General features: G+C 36.4%; 21 protein-coding genes. 13 read left to right on the top strand and 8 right to left on the bottom strand.

All coding sequences use genetic code 11. From position 1 onward, the window contains the following. Positions 1-4 precede the first annotated feature (4 nt). Positions 5-1,048 (bottom strand): rod shape-determining protein, encoded by a 1,044-nt coding sequence (locus RHO14_00140; protein ID WVD71232.1) that lies wholly within the window; start codon positions 1,046-1,048, stop codon positions 5-7. A 415-nt stretch (positions 1,049-1,463) separates the two neighbouring features. Here RHO14_00140 and accB point away from each other — a divergent pair, with 415 nt between their 5' ends. From accB to RHO14_00175, 7 genes are all read left to right on the top strand, one after another. Further along, complete coding sequence (accB, locus tag RHO14_00145) at positions 1,464-1,925, top strand: acetyl-CoA carboxylase biotin carboxyl carrier protein (GenBank protein WVD71233.1); 462 nt, start codon at positions 1,464-1,466, stop codon at positions 1,923-1,925. 62 nt (positions 1,926-1,987) lie between these two features. After that, positions 1,988-3,334, top strand: coding sequence for an acetyl-CoA carboxylase biotin carboxylase subunit (gene accC / locus RHO14_00150; protein WVD71234.1), 1,347 nt, complete (start codon positions 1,988-1,990; stop codon positions 3,332-3,334). Positions 3,335-3,512: 178 nt separating this feature from the next. Then, positions 3,513-5,174, top strand: a complete 1,662-nt coding sequence (recN, locus tag RHO14_00155; protein WVD71235.1) for a DNA repair protein RecN — start codon at positions 3,513-3,515, stop codon at positions 5,172-5,174. A 90-nt stretch (positions 5,175-5,264) separates the two neighbouring features. Continuing rightward, positions 5,265-6,539 (top strand): bifunctional phosphopantothenoylcysteine decarboxylase/phosphopantothenate--cysteine ligase CoaBC, encoded by a 1,275-nt coding sequence (gene coaBC / locus RHO14_00160; GenBank protein ID WVD71236.1) that lies wholly within the window; start codon positions 5,265-5,267, stop codon positions 6,537-6,539. After that, positions 6,523-6,981, top strand: a complete 459-nt coding sequence (gene dut / locus RHO14_00165) for a dUTP diphosphatase (GenBank protein ID WVD71237.1) — start codon at positions 6,523-6,525, stop codon at positions 6,979-6,981. The genes coaBC and dut overlap by 17 nt, the downstream gene beginning before the upstream one ends. Before the next feature lie 2 nt (positions 6,982-6,983). Next, positions 6,984-7,571, top strand: a complete 588-nt coding sequence (gene slmA / locus RHO14_00170) for a nucleoid occlusion factor SlmA (GenBank protein WVD71238.1) — start codon at positions 6,984-6,986, stop codon at positions 7,569-7,571. A gap of 50 nt (positions 7,572-7,621) precedes the next feature. Beyond that, positions 7,622-8,443, top strand: a complete 822-nt coding sequence (locus RHO14_00175) for a mechanosensitive ion channel (GenBank protein WVD71239.1) — start codon at positions 7,622-7,624, stop codon at positions 8,441-8,443. Between the two features lie 88 nt (positions 8,444-8,531). On the opposite strand, the gene cysE is transcribed toward RHO14_00175, so the two are convergent. The 4 genes from cysE to RHO14_00195 are packed head-to-tail and all read right to left on the bottom strand — an operon-like array spanning position 8,532 to position 11,347. Beyond that, a complete protein-coding gene (cysE, locus tag RHO14_00180; protein ID WVD71240.1) occupies positions 8,532-9,326 on the bottom strand; it encodes a serine O-acetyltransferase in 795 nt (264 codons plus the stop codon). 36 nt (positions 9,327-9,362) lie between these two features. After that, entirely contained in the window at positions 9,363-10,394 is a 1,032-nt protein-coding gene (gpsA, locus tag RHO14_00185; GenBank protein ID WVD71241.1) for an NAD(P)H-dependent glycerol-3-phosphate dehydrogenase, read from the bottom strand. An 18-nt stretch (positions 10,395-10,412) separates the two neighbouring features. After that, the gene (gene secB / locus RHO14_00190; GenBank protein WVD71242.1) at positions 10,413-10,892 is read right to left on the bottom strand and encodes a protein-export chaperone SecB; all 480 of its coding nucleotides are present in this window, start codon (positions 10,890-10,892) and stop codon (positions 10,413-10,415) included. Positions 10,893-10,906: 14 nt separating this feature from the next. Continuing rightward, the gene (locus RHO14_00195) at positions 10,907-11,347 is read right to left on the bottom strand and encodes a rhodanese-like domain-containing protein (protein WVD71243.1); all 441 of its coding nucleotides are present in this window, start codon (positions 11,345-11,347) and stop codon (positions 10,907-10,909) included. A 407-nt stretch (positions 11,348-11,754) separates the two neighbouring features. Here RHO14_00195 and glnA point away from each other — a divergent pair, with 407 nt between their 5' ends. The 5 genes from glnA (at position 11,755) to RHO14_00220 (ending at position 17,265) form a co-directional block, all read left to right on the top strand. Next, positions 11,755-13,164: a glutamate--ammonia ligase gene (gene glnA, locus RHO14_00200; protein ID WVD71244.1), complete on the top strand. Its 1,410-nt coding sequence runs from the start codon at positions 11,755-11,757 to the stop codon at positions 13,162-13,164. 102 nt (positions 13,165-13,266) lie between these two features. Further along, positions 13,267-14,319 (top strand): nitrogen regulation protein NR(II), encoded by a 1,053-nt coding sequence (gene glnL / locus RHO14_00205; GenBank protein WVD71245.1) that lies wholly within the window; start codon positions 13,267-13,269, stop codon positions 14,317-14,319. A gap of 11 nt (positions 14,320-14,330) precedes the next feature. Next, on the top strand, positions 14,331-15,851 hold the full coding sequence (gene glnG, locus RHO14_00210; GenBank protein WVD71246.1) for a nitrogen regulation protein NR(I): 1,521 nt from the start codon (positions 14,331-14,333) through the stop codon (positions 15,849-15,851). 193 nt (positions 15,852-16,044) lie between these two features. Then, a complete protein-coding gene (locus RHO14_00215; GenBank protein ID WVD71247.1) occupies positions 16,045-16,632 on the top strand; it encodes a DNA starvation/stationary phase protection protein in 588 nt (195 codons plus the stop codon). Between the two features lie 84 nt (positions 16,633-16,716). After that, complete coding sequence (locus tag RHO14_00220) at positions 16,717-17,265, top strand: NAD(P)H-dependent oxidoreductase (GenBank protein ID WVD71248.1); 549 nt, start codon at positions 16,717-16,719, stop codon at positions 17,263-17,265. Positions 17,266-17,303: 38 nt separating this feature from the next. Here RHO14_00220 and RHO14_00225 read toward each other — a convergent pair whose 3' ends face one another. Further along, positions 17,304-18,074, bottom strand: coding sequence for a TerC family protein (locus tag RHO14_00225; GenBank protein WVD71249.1), 771 nt, complete (start codon positions 18,072-18,074; stop codon positions 17,304-17,306). A 115-nt stretch (positions 18,075-18,189) separates the two neighbouring features. Between RHO14_00225 and mutH the strand changes: the two genes are divergently transcribed. Then, the gene (gene mutH, locus RHO14_00230) at positions 18,190-18,870 is read left to right on the top strand and encodes a DNA mismatch repair endonuclease MutH (GenBank protein ID WVD71250.1); all 681 of its coding nucleotides are present in this window, start codon (positions 18,190-18,192) and stop codon (positions 18,868-18,870) included. A gap of 2 nt (positions 18,871-18,872) precedes the next feature. Here the strand turns inward: mutH and argA are convergent, their stop codons facing one another. Then, positions 18,873-20,204 carry an amino-acid N-acetyltransferase gene (argA, locus tag RHO14_00235; GenBank protein WVD71251.1) on the bottom strand — a complete coding sequence of 444 codons (1,332 nt, stop codon included), beginning with the start codon at positions 20,202-20,204 and terminating at the stop codon, positions 18,873-18,875. Positions 20,205-20,607: 403 nt separating this feature from the next. Then, positions 20,608-22,440, bottom strand: a complete 1,833-nt coding sequence (gene glmS / locus RHO14_00240) for a glutamine--fructose-6-phosphate transaminase (isomerizing) (GenBank protein WVD71252.1) — start codon at positions 22,438-22,440, stop codon at positions 20,608-20,610. Positions 22,441-22,442 lie beyond the last annotated feature (2 nt).

Genomic DNA, 22,442 nt, shown 5'->3' on the forward strand with positions numbered 1-22,442 from the left:
AAAACTAATCTTCACTAAATAGATCACCGCCGTGCATATCAACCATATCAAGAGCCTTACCACCACCTCTTGCAACGCAAGTGAGTGGATCATCTGCAACAACAACATGGATCCCAGTTTCAGCAGAAAGTAATTTATCAATATTACGTAATAATGCACCACCACCTGTTAAAACCATACCGTGTTCAGAAATATCTGAAGCGAGTTCTGGAGGGCATTGTTCTAGTGCAACTTTAACCGCGCTTACAATTCCACTTAATGGCTCTTGTAATGCTTCTAAAATTTCATTCGAATTTAGCGTAAAGCTTCTTGGTACACCTTCAGCTAAATTACGGCCTCTAACTTCTATTTCTAAAACTTCATCACCAGGATAAGCACTACCAATAGTATGCTTAATTCTTTCAGCCGTCGCTTCACCAATTAAAGAACCATAATTACGTCTAACATAATTAATAATAGCTTCATCAAAGCGATCGCCACCAATACGAGCGGAAGCCGAATAAACAACGCCATTTAATGAAATTACTGCAACTTCCGTTGTACCACCACCAATATCAACCACCATCGAACCTGTTGGTTCAGATACGGGTAAATCAGCACCAATCGCTGCAGCCATTGGTTCTTCAATCAAATAAACTTCTCTAGCACCAGCTCCAAGTGCTGATTCACGAATCGCACGACGTTCAACTTGAGTTGCACCAACTGGTACACACACAAGTACACGAGGGCTAGGTCTTAAAAAACTATGGCTATGAACTTGCCTGATAAAATATTGCAACATCTTTTCTGTCACTGAGAAGTCAGCAATAACACCATCTTTCATTGGCCTAATAGCTGCAATATTTCCTGGCGTTCTCCCTAACATTTGCTTCGCCGCATGCCCAACTGCAGCAACACTTTTAGGTGTGCCGCTACGATCTTGACGTATCGCAACTACTGACGGTTCATTAAGAACAATACCCTGACCTTTGACATAAATAAGCGTATTTGCAGTACCTAAATCGATAGAGAGATCGTTAGAAAAAATACCACGAATTTTTTTAAACATAATAAAGCTCTTCCTGAATTGATGATATAAAGGCTATTTTAATTAGCACTCTTGCTTAGTAGCACATGAAAATGACCTATGCTAGCTGGCAGCAAGTTAAAAACTTGCGTTATTGTACCGCAATTATAACTCAACGCATAGTTAGAAATAGCCATAAATCTAAATATTTAAGTATGTTAGTTGAAACTTTTTAGTAAAAAAAGTGTCTAACATTGATATATATAATGACAAATAGTATTTAACAGTGTATTCTTGCCCGTTAATATAATTTGCCACAAAAACATTGATACTTTCGGCTAACTTCTGCAAAATTAGGCTATAGTGGCGTAATTAGCATATGAAATAGAACAAAACGAATGGTAATAGGTTTTCCAGTTATCATTTTATTTTATGAACAAATAATACGGTGTTATTCATGGATATACGCAAAATAAAGAAATTGATTGAATTAGTTGAAGAATCGGGGATTTCTGAGTTAGAAATCTCGGAAGGCGAAGAGTCAGTTAGAATTAGCCGAGCTCTACCTCCAGCCGCTTACCCAGTCCAAAATATTCATGTTGCCCAGCCTACACCTAACTTCGTTAATACAATAACAGAAACTGCGCCGATTGTAGCATCAAGTAATGATCATTGTGCAATGACGGGTCATACTATCAAATCACCAATGGTTGGCACATTTTATCGTACCCCAAGCCCTGATTCGAAATCATTTGTAGAAGTGGGTCAAGCTGTATCAGTTGGTGATGTACTATGCATTGTTGAAGCAATGAAAATGATGAACCAAATTGAATCAGAGAAAGCAGGTATCGTTAAAGCGATTTTAGTTGAAAACGGACAACCAGTTGAATTTGATCAACCATTATTTGTAATCGAATAATATTGACATATTTAATATGTTTTCGGACAAAGTCTGTTTAAAAAATTCGCTTAGAGGTTAATATGCTTGATAAAATTTTAATTGCTAACCGAGGCGAAATTGCCTTGCGTATCTTAAGGGCATGTAAAGAACTTGGAATTCAAACCGTTGCAGTACATTCTACGGCTGATAAAGATCTTAAACATGTCTTACTTGCTGATGAGACAGTATGTATTGGCCCTGCTCCATCGGCTAAAAGTTATCTTAATGTTCCTGCGTTAATTGCTGCTGCTGAAGTTACTGGCGCATCAGCTATCCACCCTGGATATGGTTTTTTATCTGAAAACGCTGATTTTGCTGAGCAAGTTGAACGTTCTGGATTTATTTTTATAGGTCCAAAAGCAGATACTATACGCCTGATGGGAGATAAAGTTTCAGCAATTAATGCTATGAAAAAAGCAGGTGTACCCTGTGTCCCAGGTTCTGATGGATCATTGGGTAGTGATATTGAAACGAATAAAAAAATTGCTAAAAGAATTGGTTATCCTGTAATCATTAAAGCATCAGGTGGTGGCGGTGGGCGCGGTATGCGCATTGTTCGTCAAGAAAAAGATCTTGAACAGTCAATAAAAATGACAAAAATGGAAGCAAAAACCGCTTTCAATAATGACATGGTTTATATGGAAAAATTCCTTGAGAATCCGCGTCATATTGAAATTCAGGTACTTGCTGACGGTCAAGGACAAGCTATTTATCTTGGTGAGCGTGATTGCTCGATGCAAAGACGCCACCAAAAAGTGGTCGAAGAAGCACCAGCAGTTGGCATTACACCAAAAATGCGCCAATTTATTGGTGAACGCTGTGCGAACGCATGTATTGAGATTGGTTATCGTGGCGCTGGAACATTTGAATTTTTATTTGAAAACGGTGAATTTTACTTTATTGAAATGAATACCCGCATTCAAGTTGAACATCCTGTTACTGAAATGATTACTGGTGTTGATCTAATTAGGGAACAAATCAGTATTGCTTCTGGTCAAGCGCTATCAATCAATCAAAAAGATGTTCATATTAAAGGCCATGCTATCGAGTGCAGAATTAATGCCGAGGATGCAAAAACCTTTATGCCATCACCAGGTAAAATTACTCGCTTTCATGCGCCTGGCGGTTTTGGTATACGTTGGGAATCACACATCTATGCAGGTTATACCGTTCCACCACACTATGATTCAATGATTGGTAAGTTGATTGCTTATGGTGAAACACGTGAAATTGCAATTGCAAGAATGAAAAATGCACTGGCAGAACTTGTGATTGACGGAATTAAAACCAACATTGATCTACATATTGATATTATGAATGACGAAAATTTCCAAAAAGGTGGAACAAATATTCACTATTTAGAAAAGAAATTAGGCATTTACGAATAAAATAATTTTCTTTATGTAAACAAAAAAACCACCCTATTAGGTGGTTTTTTTGTACTGAATTTCGTTATTTTTTTGTTGTAAGCATGCAATATAATATAAAACAAATTTAAAAACTGTATTTATTTACAGTATTTTTATTGTTATACTTAATGCAAATGAACTATGTATTAAAACGATTATGCTAACACAATTAACGATTAATAACTTTGCTATTGTTGATAATTTAATTATTGACTTTCATACAGGTATGACCGCGATTACCGGAGAAACGGGCGCAGGGAAATCCATATCAGTCGATGCACTGGGTTTATGTTTAGGTGCGCGTTCCGATGTTTCATTTATTCGTCATGGTAGTGAACGGATTGATATTTCTGCACATTTTCTCCTTGATGATACACCAAGTGCCTTAACTTGGTTGACTGAAAACCAGCTTGATGATCATAACGAATGTATTTTACGTCGTGTAATTAATCATGATGGACGATCAAAAGCTTTTATTAACGGTACATCAGTACCTATTTCGCAATTAAAAGAATTAGGTCAAATGCTAATACAAATTCATGGTCAGCATGAACATCAGCAATTGATGCGTAGTGACTATCAACAGCTGCTGCTCGATCAATATATGGACGAAAGTTCATTATTATCAACAATGAAAATCGCTTTTAAAAAATGGAAAGTAGCAAGTGAACACTTTGCCCAGCATCAAAAATCAAAGCAAGAACGTGATGCCCATATTCAATTGCTACAGTATCAACTTAAAGAACTTAACGAATTTTCGCCTAGTGAAGGTGAATATCAACAAATAGATGAAGAGTATAAGCGATTATCAAATAGTGAGCAGTTAATTAATCTAAGTAATCAGCTTATTGATATATTAGAAGAAAATACCGAATTTAATCTATTAAATCAATTAGGTAATGCTAAAAATACGGCTCAAGAATTAGCAGGTCTAGATCCACAATTAGTTGATGTATCAACGATGCTAGAAGATGCCGCAATTCAAATAAAAGAAGCCGGCTATGAACTACATCGTTATGTAGATAACCTTGAAATTGATCCGGCTAGAGTCATGCAACTTGAACAGCGAATATCTAAACAGATTTCATTATCACGTAAACATCATATTTCACCTGAAAACTTACCAATATTACACCAGCAATTGCTTGATGAATTTAAACAAATTTCAAATCAAGATGAGCTTAGTGAACAGTTACAACAAGAGATAAATCAATATCATCATGAAGCACTATCTTGCGCTAAAATATTACATACTAAACGGATAAAAGCCGCGACGGTTTTATCTAAAAAAATCTCACAAAGCATTCAAGAACTTGCTATGCCACATGGCCAGTTTTGTATCGATATTCAATACGACGAGACTAGAATAAGTGAAACAGGCGCAGATCATATCACCTATTTAGTAACAACTAATCCTGGTCAACCAATGCAGCCCATCAGTAAAGTCGCCTCTGGTGGAGAGCTATCTAGAATTGCATTAGCAATCCAAGTACTTACAGCACAAAAAATTGAGACTCCCGCTTTAATTTTTGATGAAATTGATGTTGGCATTAGTGGTGCAACAGCGGCTAAAGTCGGTAATTTACTAAGAGAATTAGGCAAATCAACGCAAGTCATAACGGTAACACATTTACCACAAGTAGCGGGTAATGCACACCATCATTATTTTGTTGCCAAACAAACCGATGGTAAACAGACTAATACACAAATGAATGTACTAGATCAAGTGCACCGCTTACAAGAACTCGCAAGATTGCTAGGTGGCGATAAGATCACCGAGAATACTTTAGCCAATGCAAAAGAGCTGTTAATACAATAAATAATCAGTGATATCACTTATTTAGTGTATACAAATCATTATAAAAACACTTTTGTTTGCTATTAATTGCTTAATTTAATTAATATTATAATGATTCATGGTAAAATATCATTTATTTTTGATAAACAAGCAGGCGAGATGAATTTAGCCAATAAACATATTTTACTCGGTATTTCTGGTGGAATTGCTGCTTATAAATGCCCTGAGCTGGTGCGCCAACTCAAAAAATTAGGTGCGCAAGTTCACGTTGTAATGACTGACTCGGCAAAACATTTTGTTTCTGAGTTATCACTGCAAGCTGTATCTGGTAATAAAGTCTCTGATAATCTATTTGACTCTTCAGCTGAGTTATCGATGGGCCATATTGAACTTGCAAAATGGGCTGACTTGATTTTAATCGCACCAGCTACGGCGAATATTATTGCAAAATTAGCGCATGGCATCGCTGATGATTTACTAACAACGTTATGCCTTGCAACTAAAGCCCCTATCGCAATTGCCCCAGCAATGAATCAACAAATGTATCAAGCTGATATTACTCAACAAAACATTACTCAGTTAGCTCATCGAGGTTTACATATTTGGGGACCAGATGAGGGTATTCAAGCGTGTGGTGATATTGGCCCGGGCCGAATGCTTGAACCACAAGTGCTTTCAAATAAAGTCGTTAATCTATTTACAAATAATCAAAAGCTAGCTAATTTAAATATTGTAATAACTGCAGGCCCAACCCAAGAGGAATTAGATCCTGTTCGTTATATTACCAATCATAGTTCAGGTAAAATGGGATTTGCAATTGCTAAGGCAGCCGCAGCTCTAGGTGCAAAAGTGACCTTAATTAGTGGCCCCGTCAATTTATCTACACCGCATAATGTTAATCGAGAAGATGTCTGTAGTGCTATCAATATGCAGCAAAAGGTACAACAGTATGCGCCGCAAGCAGATATTTTTATTGCATGTGCCGCTGTTGCTGATTACCGCGCTAAAATCGTTGCAGATCACAAAATGAAAAAACAGGATAATAATGACGAACTAACAATTACATTAGTTAAAAATCCTGATATTGTTGCTGAAGTTGCTGCAATGAAAAAAAATCGACCTTTTGTTATCGGCTTTGCTGCAGAAACTAATAATGTCGAAGAATATGCACAAAAAAAATTAGTCAGTAAAAATCTAGATATGATCTGCGCTAATGATGTATCATCGCAGACACAAGGCTTTAATTGCGATAATAATGCCCTCACACTCTATTGGCAATCAGGTAAATTGCTATTACCATTGATGAATAAAAGTGAGTTAGCTAAACAATTAATTAGCGAAATAATTAAACACTATAATGAGCACCATCATGAAAAGAAAAATTGATATAAAAGTTTTAGATAAACGCCTTGGTCAAGAATTTCCGCTACCGACTTATGCAACCATTGGTTCTGCTGGGATCGACTTACGCGCTATGTTTGACAAAACTACTGAAATTAAACCAGGTGAAACCATTTTAACGCCAACAGGCCTTTCAATGTATATCGAAGATCCAACTTTAGCGGCATTAGTACTACCTCGCTCGGGCTTAGGATCAAAAAATGGTATTGTTTTAGGTAATTTAGTCGGTTTAATTGATTCAGACTACCAAGGTCAGCTTTTTGTACCTTTATGGAATCGTAGCCAAACGGCGTTTACTGTAGAGCCCGGCGATCGCATCGCTCAATTAATTATTGTGCCAGTTGTACAGGCAGAATTTAATATTGTAGAAGAGTTTAATGAGTCATCTCGCGGTGAAGGTGGCTTTGGTCATTCAGGTAAAAAATAACTGTGATAACTAAACGTAAAAATCGTAAAGAAGATATTTTGCAAGCATTAGCAACAATGCTTGAATCAAATGAAGGTTCTCAGCGAATTACTACGGCAAAACTAGCTGCAACAGTTGGTGTGTCCGAGGCAGCGTTATATCGTCATTTCGCAAGTAAAACAAAAATGTTTGAAAGCCTTATCATTTTTATTGAAGATATTTTGCTCTCTCGCATTAATCATATTTTACAAGATGAAAAAGAGACTGAAAATAGGCTTCGTTTAATTGTAGCCCTTATTCTTGGCTTTGCAGAAAAAAATCCAGGCTTAACTCGAATTATGACGAGTCATGCACTAATGTTTGAGCAAGAACAATTACAAGAAAGAGTAAGCCAACTCTTTGACCGAATTGAGACGCAAATTAAACAAGTATTACGTGAAAGAAAATTACGTGAAGGCACTGCATACTCAACCGATGAGAGAATATTATCGAGTCAAATACTCGCTTTTTGCGAAGGTATGATGGCGCGCTATGTCCGTTCTGGTTTTCAATATTTACCTACAGCCGATTTCGAATTACGGTGGTCATTAATTACTAAACAATTAATTTAGTATTTAACATCGTTGTTCTAAATTAATAACACAATTTGAGGTGGTTTAAAGTGACATTTTGGGAAAAAGTTATTCAATTTATTGAAAAATATGACAGTATTGTTATTGACTACTTACTTCATATTGGCTTTGCCATCATTATTTTTCTTATTGGGCGTTTTATCGCTTCTTTTGTTAGTAAGCAATTACGTAAAATACTAATTATCCGAGATGTTGAGCCGACAATTGTTAAATTTACTTCATCTTCGGCCCGCTATACCATTATGGGATTCACGTTTGTTGCCGTACTTGGTCAGCTCGGTGTTCAAACAACCTCAATTGTTGCTATAATCGGTGCAGCAGGTCTTGCTATAGGCCTTGCATTACAGGGATCTCTATCTAATTTTGCCGCAGGTGTACTGCTGATTTTATTTCGACCATTTAAAATCGGAGAATTAGTAATTATTAGTGGAATTCAAGGTAACATTGACGCAATCCAAATATTCTCGACAACTATTATTACACCTACCGGTGAAACAGTTACTATTCCAAATAGTCAAATTTTATCGACGAATATAATTAATTATACTCGACAACCAAATCGAAGAATTGATTTAACAATTGGTGTTGATTACAGTGCTGATATTAAAGATGTCTATAAAATACTACAAGGTTCAATAGATAAAACATCTGATATTTTGACTGATCTTAGTAGAACAGTACGTTTTAACGAATTAGGGGCTTCATCGATTAACTTTGTTATCTATGTTTGGGTAACGAATGAAAATTATAGCGCCGTAAGAACCGCGCTATTAGAAAATATTAAGCTCGATCTCGATAGTAATAATATCAATATTCCATTCCCTACGATGGAGCTAAACATTAAAAAGTAGTGAAATATTGATTTGAATTAGCGAAAAATATTATTGAGATAATACCTTTAAATCCTTGCAAAGGTTTGTTCCTTTGCAAGTTTATCAATTAAAGTTCTTGATCCATATTCAAAGCCGGCTTATCACAGCCAGGGCAACCAACAATTTTCGCAGGCACGCCAGCGGCAGTCGTATGAGCAGGAACCGGATCTAACACAACCGAACCTGCACCAATTTTAGCACCTTTACCAATCTCGATATTACCTAAAATTGTTGCGTTTGCACCGATCATGACACCCTCACGAATTTTAGGATGCCTATCACCGTTTTCTTTACCGGTACCACCCAAAGTTACTGATTGTAAAATTGATACATCGTTTTCAATAACTACCGTTTCACCAACAACAATACCCGTTGCATGGTCAAACATAACGCCACAACCAATTTTAGCAGCAGGGTGAATATCGACACCGAAAACAATCGCAATTTGACTTTGTAAAAATGTAGCCAATGCTCGACGATTTTGTTTCCAAAGCCAGTGAGCAATACGGTAAGCCTGCAAGGCTAAAAATCCCTTGTAATAAAGTAATGGCGTCGAGTAATAATTCGTAGCGGGATCTCGTAGATAAACAGCCATAATATCGGTCATACTAAATTCAATGATGGCGGGATCTGCTAGGTAAGCCTGCCTGATCACTTCTCTAATATCAATGGCAGGCATGACTTCTGTGGATAACTTATTTGCTAAAATATAACTTATTGCACTACCTATATTATCATGATTAAGCAAAGTAGCATGAAAATAGCTCGCAAGCATCGGTTCACTTTCTATTAATAAGTAAGCTTCTTGCCGAATAGTCTGCCAAAGCTCATTAGACGCTACAAATTTTTTTACAGCATTCACAAAAGAGCCTCCAGCTTAGATTGTAATAATAGAATATTAGAAACTAGGACTTTTAAGTTCTTCTTTTTGAGCCCTACCAAGTAAAGCTTTTGCGGCTTCTTTTGGATCTTTATTACAATATAAAATTTGATAAATTTGTTCAGTTATTGGCATATCTACATGGTATTGCTGCGCAAGTAGCCAAACTTCTTTAGTGTTTTGGCACCCTTCAACAACTTGGCCAATAAGTGTTTTCGCCTCATCAATAGTATTATTCTGTCCGAGTAATATGCCAAATCGGCGATTACGGGATTGATTATCTGTGCAGGTTAAAACTAAGTCACCAAGCCCTGCCATCCCCATAAAAGTAGCGGGATCTGCGCCTAAAGCTTCACCTAGCCTCATCATCTCGGCAAGGCCTCGAGTGATTAACGCTGTACGAGCATTTGCACCAAATCCAAGCCCATCAGATAAGCCTGCACCAATAGCAATAACATTTTTGACCGCACCACCAAGTTGTACGCCAATAAAATCATTGCTGCTATATACTCTAAAACTACGGCTACAATGAAAAATATTTTGTACTTCTTCTAAAAAGGTCTCATTAGTTGAAGCGACTGTCACAGCAGTAGGTAAGCCTTGTGCAACTTCTTTAGCAAATGTAGGACCAGATACGACAGCTAACGGTATGTCATTACCTAATATCGCCCTTGCTACATCCTGAAGTAAACGGCCGGTGCTCATTTCAAGACCTTTTGTTGCCCAAACAATTTTTGAATCAGGCCGTAAAAAAGGTTTAATCTTAGTGAGTACTTCTCCAAACGCATGACTTGGAACAACGATTAGCAAAGTAGGCGATGCCATTACCGCTTTTTGTAAATCTTTTTCAACCAATAAATTATCAGGGAAAATAATATCTGGTAAAAATTTTCTATTTTGGCGATCTTGCTCTAATGCATTCATTTCAGCACTATCATGTCCCCATAAAATGGTCTGATGATTGTTGCGAGCAAGTAAAATAGCAAGCGCTGTGCCATAAGAACCAGCGCCTATTACCGTAACGGTGAAAGAACATCTTTTATTATTCATAGAGACCTGTAAAAAGAATTACTGTAAATTTTCGCCACTATTTTCAGTACTATTTTGCTGCTGTTGCAAATAGTTCATAAATAGTGCGTCAAAATTTACGGGTTCTAAATTAATAGGTTGGAACGTACCTTTATTAACTAAGCTAGAGATTGTTTCACGTGCATACGGGAACAAAATATTTGGGCAAAATGCACCTAAACAGTGTTGTAACTGATTACCACTAAAGCCAACTAATGAAAAAATACCTGCTTGAGTAACTTCACAAATATAAGCGACTTCATCATTAGATTTAGTCGTTACGGTCACGCGTAAAGATACTTCATAAACATTTTCAGCGACAACCTGAGATGATGTATTAAGTTCAATATTAACTTCTGGTTTCCACTCTTTAGGGAAAATTTGTGGCACATTCGGTGTTTCAAATGATACATCTTTAATATAGACACGTTGAATTACAAAATTTGTTTCTTGTGCCTGAGTCGTATTTTGCTCTGTCATAATCTTTCCTTAATTTATTTTTTTACTAATGGTAAGTTTTCACCATTCCAACCAGCGATGCCATCTTTTAATGCAAAAACTTGTTCAAATCCTTGCTTAACTAGAATATCACCTGACGCATTAACTAACATTCCGTTATCATCGACTAAAATGACAGGAAATTCTTTATGTTTTTCAAGTGATTTAATGCTGCCGTTCTTAATATCAATAGGTAGAATGTTTACCGCTTCGGTAATATGCCCTTTTTTAAAATTATCAGCAGAGCGGAGATCAACAATAACGGCATTTTGCTTATTCATCATATTAATTGTCTGAGCATTAGAGATAGTTTTAACTTTACTTAACTTACTTTTAATAGTGAGATAAATAATAACAATAAAAAGTGCAATCCATCCTAGGCTTAAGAGTGGATGATTTTTTACAAAAGGGATGATTTCGTTAATGATAAATTCCATATTTATACAATTACCTATTTTGATTAATTTCTTAAAATTTATACACCGATTATAACGATTTTGTTAGCCGAAATACAGTATTGAATCGAAAAGGCGATAATTTTCGCTAAACGAAAAGTCGTAATTGGTGCTAATTAGTTAAGATTTCAAGCATTAGCTCAGTTAACATCTCGACTGCATTAATTTGGTGCATTTCTGACATTTTAGTGCAAAAATAGAGATATCAGGCTTAGCGAAAGTTCGATGTGTATGTTTGTGGTGAACAAAAATTAGTAATGAATTGAAATATATCGATTTATTTTAAATTTTCACATAAGTAAGAATTTGGCATCATTTTTGCTTATTGTTATGTCACTGGAATAACTTCCATTATCGTTTATATTTTATCTCAATTAGGGAGAACCAATATGTCTATAGAAAAAGTTTTAACAATGATAAAAGAAAATGACGTTAAATTTATTGATTTACGTTTTACCGACACTAAAGGTAAAGAGCACCACATCACAATTCCTGTTAGCCAAATTGATGCTGATTTCTTTGAAGATGGTAAAATGTTCGATGGTTCTTCAATTGAGGGATGGAAAGGTATTAATGAATCCGATATGGTTTTAATGCCCGATGTTTCAAGTGTTGTTATTGACCCATTTTATGAAGATGCAACAATGAATATTCGCTGTGATATCTTAGAGCCTGCAACATTACAAGGTTATGATCGTGATCCACGCTCAATTGCTAAAAAAGCTGAAGAATTCTTAAAATCATCAGGAATTGCTGATACAGTAATTATCGGCCCTGAACCGGAATTTTTCTTATTTGATGATGTTCGTTTTGGCACGCCGATGTCAGGAAGTTTTGTTCATATAAATGATATTGAAGCAGCGTGGAATAGCGGAACTAAATATGATGAAGGCAATAAAGGTCATCGTCCTGCAGTGAAAGGTGGCTATTTTCCTGTACCACCCGTTGATTCATCTCAAGATATTCGCTCGGCAATGTGTTTAATTATGGAACAACTTGGTTTAGTTGTTGAGGCGCATCATCACGAGGTTGCAACGGCCGGACAAAATGAAATTGCCTGCCGTTTTAATACCTTAACTAAAAAAGCAGATGAAGTACAAATCTATAAATATGTTGTACAAAATGTTGCAAATGCTTATGGAAAGACGGCAACATTTATGCCAAAACCAATGTTTGGTGATAATGGCTCGGGTATGCACTGTCACCAATCTCTTGCTAAAGATGGGGTTAACTTATTTGCTGGCGATAAATATGCAGGCTTATCTGAAATGGCATTATTTTATATTGGCGGCATCATTAAACACGCCAAAGCAATTAACGCATTTGCAAATGCAACAACTAACTCATATAAACGTTTAGTTCCTGGTTATGAAGCGCCCGTAATGCTTGCATACTCAGCACGTAATCGCTCGGCATCAATTCGTATTCCGGTGGTAAGTAGTCCAAAAGCACGTCGTATCGAGGTTCGTTTCCCAGATCCAGCAAGTAACCCATATTTATCATTTGCAGCGCAATTAATGGCAGGACTTGATGGAATTATCAATAAAATTCACCCTGGTGATGCTATGGATAAAAACTTATATGACTTACCACCAGAAGAATCCAAACTTATCCCACAAGTTGCAGGTTCACTTGAAGAAGCACTAAAAGCGCTTGATGCTGATCGTGAATTCTTAACTCGTGGTAATGTATTTACCGATGACACTATTGATGCTTACATTACGTTAAAAACTGAAGAAGTTGATCGCGTTCGCATGACTCCACACCCAGTTGAGTTTGAATTATATTATAGTCTGTAATTGTCTGTTATCAGCATAGATAAATACTTACTGCGCATCAATTGGCAGTAAGTATTTATGATATTCTTATTAAGATAAAGTGATTAAAATAGGAGGCAAATTTTGGTTGCAAAACGATTTTCCGAAACTGATGCTATCCTCAATTCAGTCTTAACTAATATCTTACTGCTCGATAATAAACTCAATGTTATTTATGCTAATTTAGCTGCCCAGCAGCTATTAGCACAAAGTACTAAAAAGCTTTATGGTACTTATTTTCCTGATTTACTCAATTATTTTTCACTCGATATTTCATTAATGAATACTGCGCTCTCTCAAGGCCAAGGATTTACTGATAATGAAATTAACATCGTCATTAATGATCAACTTTATGTATTATCTCTAACCGCTCAGCAATTTAATCATGATTCAATACTCATTGAGATGACCCCTCTTAACAATCATAAACGCTTATCTCAAGAGCAGTTACAACAAGCACAACAAACGGCCGCTCGAGATCTGGTCCGAGGACTTGCCCATGAAATTAAAAATCCATTAGGTGGATTACGTGGCGCAGCACAGCTTTTATCAAAAGAGTTGCCACAAAATGAGTTACAAGATTACACTCGGTTAATTATTGAGCAAGCTGATAGACTCCGAAATTTAGTCGATAGATTATTAGGTCCGCAGCAAATATTGCTACAAAAAGTGGCTAATGTGCACCAAGCAATTGAGCGAACCTACATACTATTAAAATTTGAGAAACCAGACAATATTAAAATAATTCGTGATTATGATCCCAGTTTGCCAGAACTATTTCATGATCCAGAACAGATCGAACAAGTTATTCTCAATATTACGCGTAATGCATTACAAGCATTAGGAAATCAAGCTGATGGTATAATTACCATTAAGACGCGTACCGCTTTTCAAGTCACAATGCATGGTTCCCGCTATCGCTTATGTGTAAGAATTGATATTGAAGATAATGGGTCAGGCATTCCAATGCATTTACAAGATACTATTTTTTACCCAATGGTAAGTGGTCACGAAAATGGCTCAGGATTAGGATTATCTATTGCACGTAATATCATCGATCAACACCATGGAAAAATTGAATTCAACAGTTGGCCAGGACACACCATATTTTCAATCTATCTGCCAATTCGTCAATGAGGAGTCATATTATGAACTACCACCTGAATAATATCAGCACATCAATTCATCATATTGATAAAACAAGTCCCCTTAACAATAAGCATATTTGGGTCATTGATGATGATAGTTCAATTCGCTGGGTATTAGAAAAGGCCATTACTCAAGCCGGTTTTACCTGTACTTGTTTCGATAATGGCAAAATTGCACTAAATGAACTTGAGAATAGTTCGGAAAAACCGGCAGTGCTAATTTCAGACATTAGAATGCCTGAAATAGATGGGTTAACATTACTCAAGATCATAAAAGAAAAGCATCCAACACTGCCCATTATCATTATGACTGCACACTCCGATCTTGATGCCGCCGTTAGCGCTTATCAAAAAGGTGCATTTGATTATATACCTAAACCTTTCGATGTTGATGAAATGATACAACTCGTTGAGCGGGCTATTATCCAAAATCAGGCTAATTTATCGATCCAGATAGAAAAAAAATCAACTAGTACTGGGATTATTGGTGAAGCTCCGGCTATGCAGGAAGTTTTTCGTATTATAGGTCGGTTATCAAAATCCTCTATCAGTGTTTTAATCAATGGTGAATCAGGAACAGGGAAAGAACTCGTTGCTCAAGCATTGCATACACATAGTCCAAGAACCAATGCCCCATTTATAGCTTTAAACATGGCTGCGATCCCTAAAGATTTAATTGAAGCAGAACTTTTTGGTCATGAAAAAGGGGCTTTTACTGGCGCAACTCAAATTAGGCAAGGTCGTTTTGAGCAAGCTAACGGAGGAACCCTATTTTTAGATGAAATTGGTGATATGCCGCTAGATGTTCAAACTCGTTTATTGCGTGTGCTTGCTGATGGGCAATTTTATCGTATCGGAGGATACTCTCCAGTTAAAGTAGATGTCAGAATTATTGCAGCAACCCACCAAAATCTAGAAAATAGAGTAAAAGAAGGTAAGTTCCGCGAAGATTTATTTCATCGTTTGAATGTAATTCGTATTATGCTTCCCCCACTTCGAGAACGTGCCACTGACATCCCAACACTCGCTCATCATTTTTTACAAACAACAGCAAAAGAACTGGGTGTTGAGCCTAAAATACTAACGACTAAAACGCTAAAAACATTATTGCAGTTGAAATGGCCTGGAAATGTTCGGCAACTAGAAAATACTTGTCGCTGGTTAACGGTTATGTCATCGAGTAAAGAAATTTTACCTCAAGATTTGCCACAAGATCTCATCATCAATGAAGTTGATAATAACGAATCTCATCATAATAAAAATAGCAATATTTTAACAAAATCTGATGATGAAGTGACTGGTGAAGAGTGGCAAAAACAATTGGAAAACTGGAGTAAACAAGCGCTGCTTACTGGTAAAGAAAATATTTTACCTGAGGTAAGCTATCACGTAGAACGAATCTTACTAGAAACAGCGCTGGAATTTACACGAGGTCATAAACAAGAAGCTGCGAAGTTACTTGGTTGGGGTCGTAATACTCTTACGCGTAAATTAAAAGAATTACACATTCAAGATAAATAATGCTAGGCAATAAAAATAACTTTGATTAGTTCTTATTGATTATAGTTAGCCAAAGTAAATAGCTGTAATAGTTAAAAATTTTCTTATTTTACTGGACATTACCATATTAAGGTTGTAAGTTTATAAGGAATAACTTAAGGGTTATTACTAAATTTGAACCGCAATGTAATGATGGTTAATAAGGAGATTTGTTATGGCTAAAAGTGCATCTACAACTAAAAAGGTAGTACCAGCAAAAAAAGTAACTGAGACAAAAATTGAGCAAGCTAAAAAATTGCAAAAAGCACCTTTATTATTTCCAACAGATTTGGGTGAAAAAGCCTCAAAAGATATATCCGCAGCAATGAATTCTGTTTTAGCTGATGTATTTGCATTATATTTAAAAACAAAGAACTTTCACTGGCATTTAAGTGGTCCTCATTTCAGAGATTATCACTTAATGTTTGATGAACAAGGTGATCAATTATTTGCAATGACCGATCCTATCGCAGAAAGAGTGCGTAAATTAGGCGGTACAACCCTACGTTCAATTAGTCATATCTCTAAACTACAAAGTATTTCTGATAACAATGCTGATTTTGTTGAGCCCGCAGATATGTTAACAGAACTTTGCCAAGATAATATTAAATTAACTGCGCGCATGCGATCTGCACATGATGTTTGTGGCCAATATAACGATACGGCGACAGCAAGCTTAATCGAAAATTGGATTGATGAATCAGAGCGTCGTTCATGGTTCTTATTCGAATCTAGCAGAAAATCAGACTCTTCAGGTCATTAATTAGTAAATTATAGCTTATATTACTCACCACCTATTTTGGTGGTGAGTACATATCAACCTAGTTAAGATAGAGGTTTGTTTATTATGAGTGAACCAATCGCAGTATTAGTCGGTAGCCTTCGTAAAGAATCTTATAATCTAAAAGTTGCTAAAGTATTAGCAAAACTAGCTCCAAGTTCTCTTGAGCTTAAAATCATTCAAATTGGCGATTTACCTTTATACAATGAAGATATTGATGCAGCTTCGCCACCTCAAACATATACACGCTTTAGAAATGAAATATCAGCCTGCAAAGGCGTTTTATTTGTGACACCTGAATATAATCGCAGCACACCAGCAGTCATTAAAAATGCTATTGATGTGGGTTCTAGGCCATATGGTAAAAGTGTATGGTCGAAAAAGCCTGCGGCAATCATTTCAGTATCTCCTGGAGCAATTGGTGGCTTTGGCGCTAATCATCATTTGCGCCAATCGCTCGTCTTTTTAGATATGCCAACGATGCAACAACCTGAGGCCTATTTTGGTGGGGTCGCAAATTCCTTTGATGATAAAGGCGATATCATTGAAAAAAGCCGAGCATTTTTAAAGCAATTTATTGATGCTTATAGCCAATGGTTTGAGAAAACCAAATAATTTAATTGAATAAAAAAAGCACCTATTGGTGCTTTTTTTTATTGCTGAACTTTCTTAATTTTATTTGCTCTAAGCAGATTTAATGTTTCAACGGCTAAAGAGAAGAACATTGCGAAATAAATATAAGCTTTCGGGACATGGATATGTAGGCTTTCAACAACCAATACGATCCCAACCATAACAAGAAAAACAATTGCTAGCATTTTAATTGGTGGGTTAGCCTCAACAAAATCACCAATCGCTTTTGCGGCAAACATCATAATCAATACGGCAATAACAACAGCTGCAATCATAATAAAAATATGTTCAGACAAACCAACCGCCGTAATAACCGAGTCTAAACTAAATACAATATCAAGTACCATAATTTCAGCAATTGCTTTAAAAAAAGGTAACTGTTTAGTTTTTTTATCATCATGAGGACCAATGTTAAACATTTCGATAATTTCGAGAGTTCCTTTCCAAACTAAAAAGCATCCACCCAAGAACAAAACAATATCTCGTGCCGATACAGCAAAAATACCAACGAGATCACTGATATCGGTATCAGAACCTAATAATTGCCACTGGTAAAAATAAAATAATGGATGAGATAATTTTACTACCCAAGCAAGTGAAGCCAATAATGCAATACGCATTATCATTGCACCACCAAGACCTAGTTTTCGCCCTAAGTTTTGTTGATGCTTGGGGAGCCTTGCAACAACAAGGGAAAGGAAAATAATATTATCAATACCAAGAATAATTTCTAAAAAAGTAAGGGTTGTTAATGCTAGCCAGGCATTAGGATCAGCTATCCATTCGAACATAATGAAACTTATATGATTTTACATTCAATGATTATACGATAAAATGATAAATTAATACTAGATTTATCTATTTTTTACACATTAAATCACCGAAAATAATATACTAAGTTGGCATATGAAAATACAGTCAATACCAGATAACCAATCAGAGCTAATGCAAAAAGCTGAGTCAATTGCAGGATATTCACTTAAAGAAATTGCGAGTAGTATTGAATTGCCCATGCCACCTGATCTAAAAAAAGAAAAAGGCTGGGTAGGTAAGCTTATTGAGCTTTATCTTGGCGCTAACGCAGGTAGTAAAGCTGAACGCGATTTCGCGCATCTTGGAATTGAACTAAAAACGATCCCCGTTAATCGCTTAGGGCTACCACTAGAAACAACATTCGTCAGTGTCGCACCACTAACAGCAAATCATGGTATTACGTGGGAAAGTAGCCACGTAAAGTATAAGTTAAATAAAGTGTTATGGATCCCAGTTGAAGGCGATAGATCACTTCCTCTTTCTTCAAGGCGCATCGGTTTACCGATCTTATGGCAACCATCACAGCGCCAAGAATTACAATTGAAACAAGATTGGCAAGAATTGATGGATATGATTGTACTTGGCCAGATTGAAAAAATTACAGCTCGGCAAGGTGAATATCTGCAAATTCGACCAAAAGCAGCAAATGGCAAAGCATTAACTCAAGCATTTAACGAACATGGCGAGCCAATTATGACGCGCCCTAGAGGTTTTTATTTAAAAAAACAATTTACTTCACAAATACTAAGTAACTATATTAAAGATTTTAGGTAATATTATTGTAGTATATCTAAAATAAGAATTTTTGAATTCCGTTGATAATTATATAACTGCTTTTTTGTTATTGGTAAGTTATCGACTTCCGCAGGAACAAAACCTTTCTCCCTAAACCAGTGAATACTACGAGTTGTCAGTACGAATAGCTTTTCTAGTCGCATTTTTTTTGCTTGTTCAATCAGCTTATCAAGTAGCATATCGCCCCTAGCAGAACTGCGGTAATCTGGGTGAATTGCAACACATGCCATTTCAGCCATCCTTTCATCTAAATAAGGATAAAGAGCCGCACAACCAATAGTAATGTTATCACGCTCAATAATGGTAAATTTGTCAATTTCCATTTCTAGTTGCTCCCTAGAACGCCTTACTAAAATACCTTGTTCTTCAAGTGGCCGAATTAACTCTAAAATACCACCAATATCATTGATTGTAGCCTTACGAATTTGCTCTGAATGCTCCATAGCAACTTGTGTGCCAATACCATCGCGTGAGAATATTTCTTGTAGTATTGCACCATCAACTAAGTAACTGACTAAATGACTCCGATGAACACCATTACGGCATGCACGATACGCTGCACGTAAAAATCGAATATCACTAGATAGATGCTGACTTTGTTGTTCTTTTTCTTTGATATATTTATCCGCGTCAACAGGGAACAGATCAGTGATAACGTTACCTTCATTATCCAAAACACCCTGCTCTGCGCAAAAACTAATTAATTTATCTGCTTTAACTTTGATAGCGACTTCAGCGGCAACATCTTCCGATGATAAATTAAAGCTCTCACCAGTTACTGAAACACCAACCGGGCCAAGTAGTACAATTGAATCGTGACTAAGCTGAGCATTAATTGCCTCATGATTAATACGGCGGATCTTACCTGTATGACAATAATCAATCCCCTCATCAACACCTAATGGCTGAGCAATTACAAAATTACCGCTCACTACGTTAATATGAGCCCCTTGTAATGGCGTATTGTTTAAACACATTGATAAACTAGCCGTGATATTTAGCTGTAACAACCCTGTCACTTTTTTGACAACATCAAGCGTTTTTGCATCGGTAATTCGGGTATATTTATGAAACTTTGGGATGATTTGACGTGTTTTCAGTTCGTCATCAATTTGATTACGTGCACCATAAACAATCACTAATTTAATGCCTAAACTATGCAATAAACCTAGATCGTTAATGATATTTGCATAGTTTTGGCTATTTAATGTCGCACCAGTTAATAAGATAACAAAAGTTTTACCTTGATGTAAATTTATATAAGGAACTGAATGTCTTAATCCTTCAACTAACTCTGTTGTTCGTTCTTTCATGTCACAACCCGAATTGAATAAATATGCAATATTTTTGTATTTTTATTTATTTTTGAATAAATAGCAAGCAGATTTTAGCTGATGATATGTTGCGTTTTATGTTAAAGCTACCGCAAAAGTAGGAATTAAAGTTGTAAATGTAGGCAAAAGAAAATTATAGATCCCAATTTTGGTCGGAAATAAAGTAGCACTGAAAATAAGTATTGTTTTAATTAATACTATCTTGAGCGATAGTGAATTGATATAAAACCCAGCAAAAAAGCCTTATTTGAAAGAATCAAAATAAAGAAAATGGCCAGTATAGTGGCCATTTTTATAATATCTTAACTCATATATCATTATGCTTATTTTTTAATTTCTATAAACTTTATGCAAAGTTATCCAAATTTTATTAGAAGAATACTTATTCAACAGTGACCGATTTTGCTAAATTTCTTGGCTGGTCAACATCAGTACCTTTAATTAACGCAACATGGTACGCTAGTAACTGTGTTGGCACCGTATAGTAGATTGCGGCAGTCAGTTCTTCAACATGAGGTAGCGCAATAATTGTCATACCATTGTCACTAACAAATCCAGCATCTTGTTCAGCAAACACATAAAGTTGACCGCCACGAGCCCTTACTTCTTCGATATTCGATTTAAGTTTTTCAAGTAAATCATTACTAGGGGCCATAACAATAACTGGCATATCACTGTCAATTAGTGCAAGCGGTCCATGTTTAAGCTCTCCCGCGGCGTACGCTTCAGCATGAATATAGGAGATCTCTTTAAGTTTTAATGCTGCCTCCATCGCAATTGGATACTGATCACCTCGGCCTAAAAATAAGGCATGATGCTTATTGGCAAAATGTGCTGCTAGTTTTTCTATCTGCTCATCAAACATCAGTACTTGTTCTATTCGACTTGGTAGGGCTTGTAGTGCATGTGCAATTGCTTTCTCAGTTTGATCAGACATACCTTTAGCGCGGCCAAGTGTAGCAACTAACATTAATAATACCGTTAACTGAGTGGTAAATGCTTTTGTTGAAGCAACCCCTACCTCGGTGCCCGCTTTGGTTAATAGTACTAAATCAGCTTCGCGTACTAAAGTTGATGCTGCAACATTACAAATAGCAAGTGAACTTAAATAACCAATCTCTTTGGATAAACGCAGTGCAGCTAATGTATCAGCTGTCTCACCTGATTGTGAAAGGGTAATAAATAAGCTATTTTTACGTCTCGCAGGCTTACGATAACGAAATTCTGATGCAATTTCGACATCACATGGAATTCCAGCTAATGCTTCAAACCAGTAACGTGAAATTAAACCAGCATTATAAGCCGTACCACATGCAACAATCTGGATATGCTCAACTTTTGATAATAAGCTTTCACCTTTACTACCTAACTCAGATAAATCAATTAAACCATGCTTAATACGCCCTTCTAACGTATTTTTAATCGCGATAGGTTGTTCATAAATTTCTTTATGCATATAGTGATTATAGCCCGCTTTGTCCCCCGCATCATATTTAGCATCAGACTCAATTTCATTTCGTTTAACTGCTTGATTATTCTTATCTAGAATAGTGACTTTTTGATGTGTCACTTCTGCTATATCACCTTCATCTAAAAATATAAATCGTCGAGTAACAGGTAATAATGCTAATTGATCCGATGCAATAAAATTCTCACCCTCACCTAAGCCTATTACTAATGGGCTGCCTGAACGAGCCGCGACTAATAGATCAGGATTACGACTATCCATGACAACGGTGCCATACGCTCCCCGTAATTGAGGAATAACTTTTTTTAATGCATCAAATAATGAACACTGTTCTTGTGTGATGGTGTAATGAATTAGATGGGCTATCACTTCAGTATCGGTTTCTGAACGAAATTGATAACCTTTAGCAATCAGACTTTCACGCAGTGGTTCAAAATTTTCGATAATACCATTATGCACAACAGCAATAAAATCTGATGTATGGGGATGAGCATTATGCTCTGAAGGTTCACCATGAGTCGCCCAGCGAGTATGCGCAATACCTATTTGTCCTGATATTGGATTTTCAGCAATAGCATCCGCTAGCATTTTTACTTTACCTACTCGGCGTACGCGTTGCAGTGTCCCACTAGATGAAATGATTGCAAGCCCTGCTGAATCATATCCGCGATACTCAAGTCGTTTTAAACCTTCCAGCAAAATTTCTACCACATCTTGCTTTGCAATTGCACCTACAATTCCACACATCG

The organism is Orbaceae bacterium lpD04 (genome assembly GCA_036251935.1).
GTDB lineage: Bacteria > Pseudomonadota > Gammaproteobacteria > Enterobacterales > Orbaceae > Orbus > Orbus wheelerorum.

Coding starts and splice junctions, on each gene's coding strand:
- RHO14_00225 (WVD71249.1), bottom strand. CDS start 18,074: ATGTTCGAATGGATAGCTGATCCTAATGCCTGGCTAGCATTAACAACC.
- secB (WVD71242.1), bottom strand. CDS start 10,892: ATGACAGAGCAAAATACGACTCAGGCACAAGAAACAAATTTTGTAATT.
- accB (WVD71233.1), top strand. CDS start 1,464: ATGGATATACGCAAAATAAAGAAATTGATTGAATTAGTTGAAGAATCG.
- RHO14_00195 (WVD71243.1), bottom strand. CDS start 11,347: ATGGAATTTATCATTAACGAAATCATCCCTTTTGTAAAAAATCATCCA.
- RHO14_00220 (WVD71248.1), top strand. CDS start 16,717: ATGAGTGAACCAATCGCAGTATTAGTCGGTAGCCTTCGTAAAGAATCT.
- argA (WVD71251.1), bottom strand. CDS start 20,204: ATGAAAGAACGAACAACAGAGTTAGTTGAAGGATTAAGACATTCAGTT.
- glmS (WVD71252.1), bottom strand. CDS start 22,440: ATGTGTGGAATTGTAGGTGCAATTGCAAAGCAAGATGTGGTAGAAATT.
- dut (WVD71237.1), top strand. CDS start 6,523: ATGAAAAGAAAAATTGATATAAAAGTTTTAGATAAACGCCTTGGTCAA.
- recN (WVD71235.1), top strand. CDS start 3,513: ATGCTAACACAATTAACGATTAATAACTTTGCTATTGTTGATAATTTA.
- RHO14_00215 (WVD71247.1), top strand. CDS start 16,045: ATGGCTAAAAGTGCATCTACAACTAAAAAGGTAGTACCAGCAAAAAAA.
- glnA (WVD71244.1), top strand. CDS start 11,755: ATGTCTATAGAAAAAGTTTTAACAATGATAAAAGAAAATGACGTTAAA.
- RHO14_00140 (WVD71232.1), bottom strand. CDS start 1,048: ATGTTTAAAAAAATTCGTGGTATTTTTTCTAACGATCTCTCTATCGAT.
- gpsA (WVD71241.1), bottom strand. CDS start 10,394: ATGAATAATAAAAGATGTTCTTTCACCGTTACGGTAATAGGCGCTGGT.
- mutH (WVD71250.1), top strand. CDS start 18,190: ATGAAAATACAGTCAATACCAGATAACCAATCAGAGCTAATGCAAAAA.
- coaBC (WVD71236.1), top strand. CDS start 5,265: ATGATTCATGGTAAAATATCATTTATTTTTGATAAACAAGCAGGCGAG.
- glnG (WVD71246.1), top strand. CDS start 14,331: ATGAACTACCACCTGAATAATATCAGCACATCAATTCATCATATTGAT.
- accC (WVD71234.1), top strand. CDS start 1,988: ATGCTTGATAAAATTTTAATTGCTAACCGAGGCGAAATTGCCTTGCGT.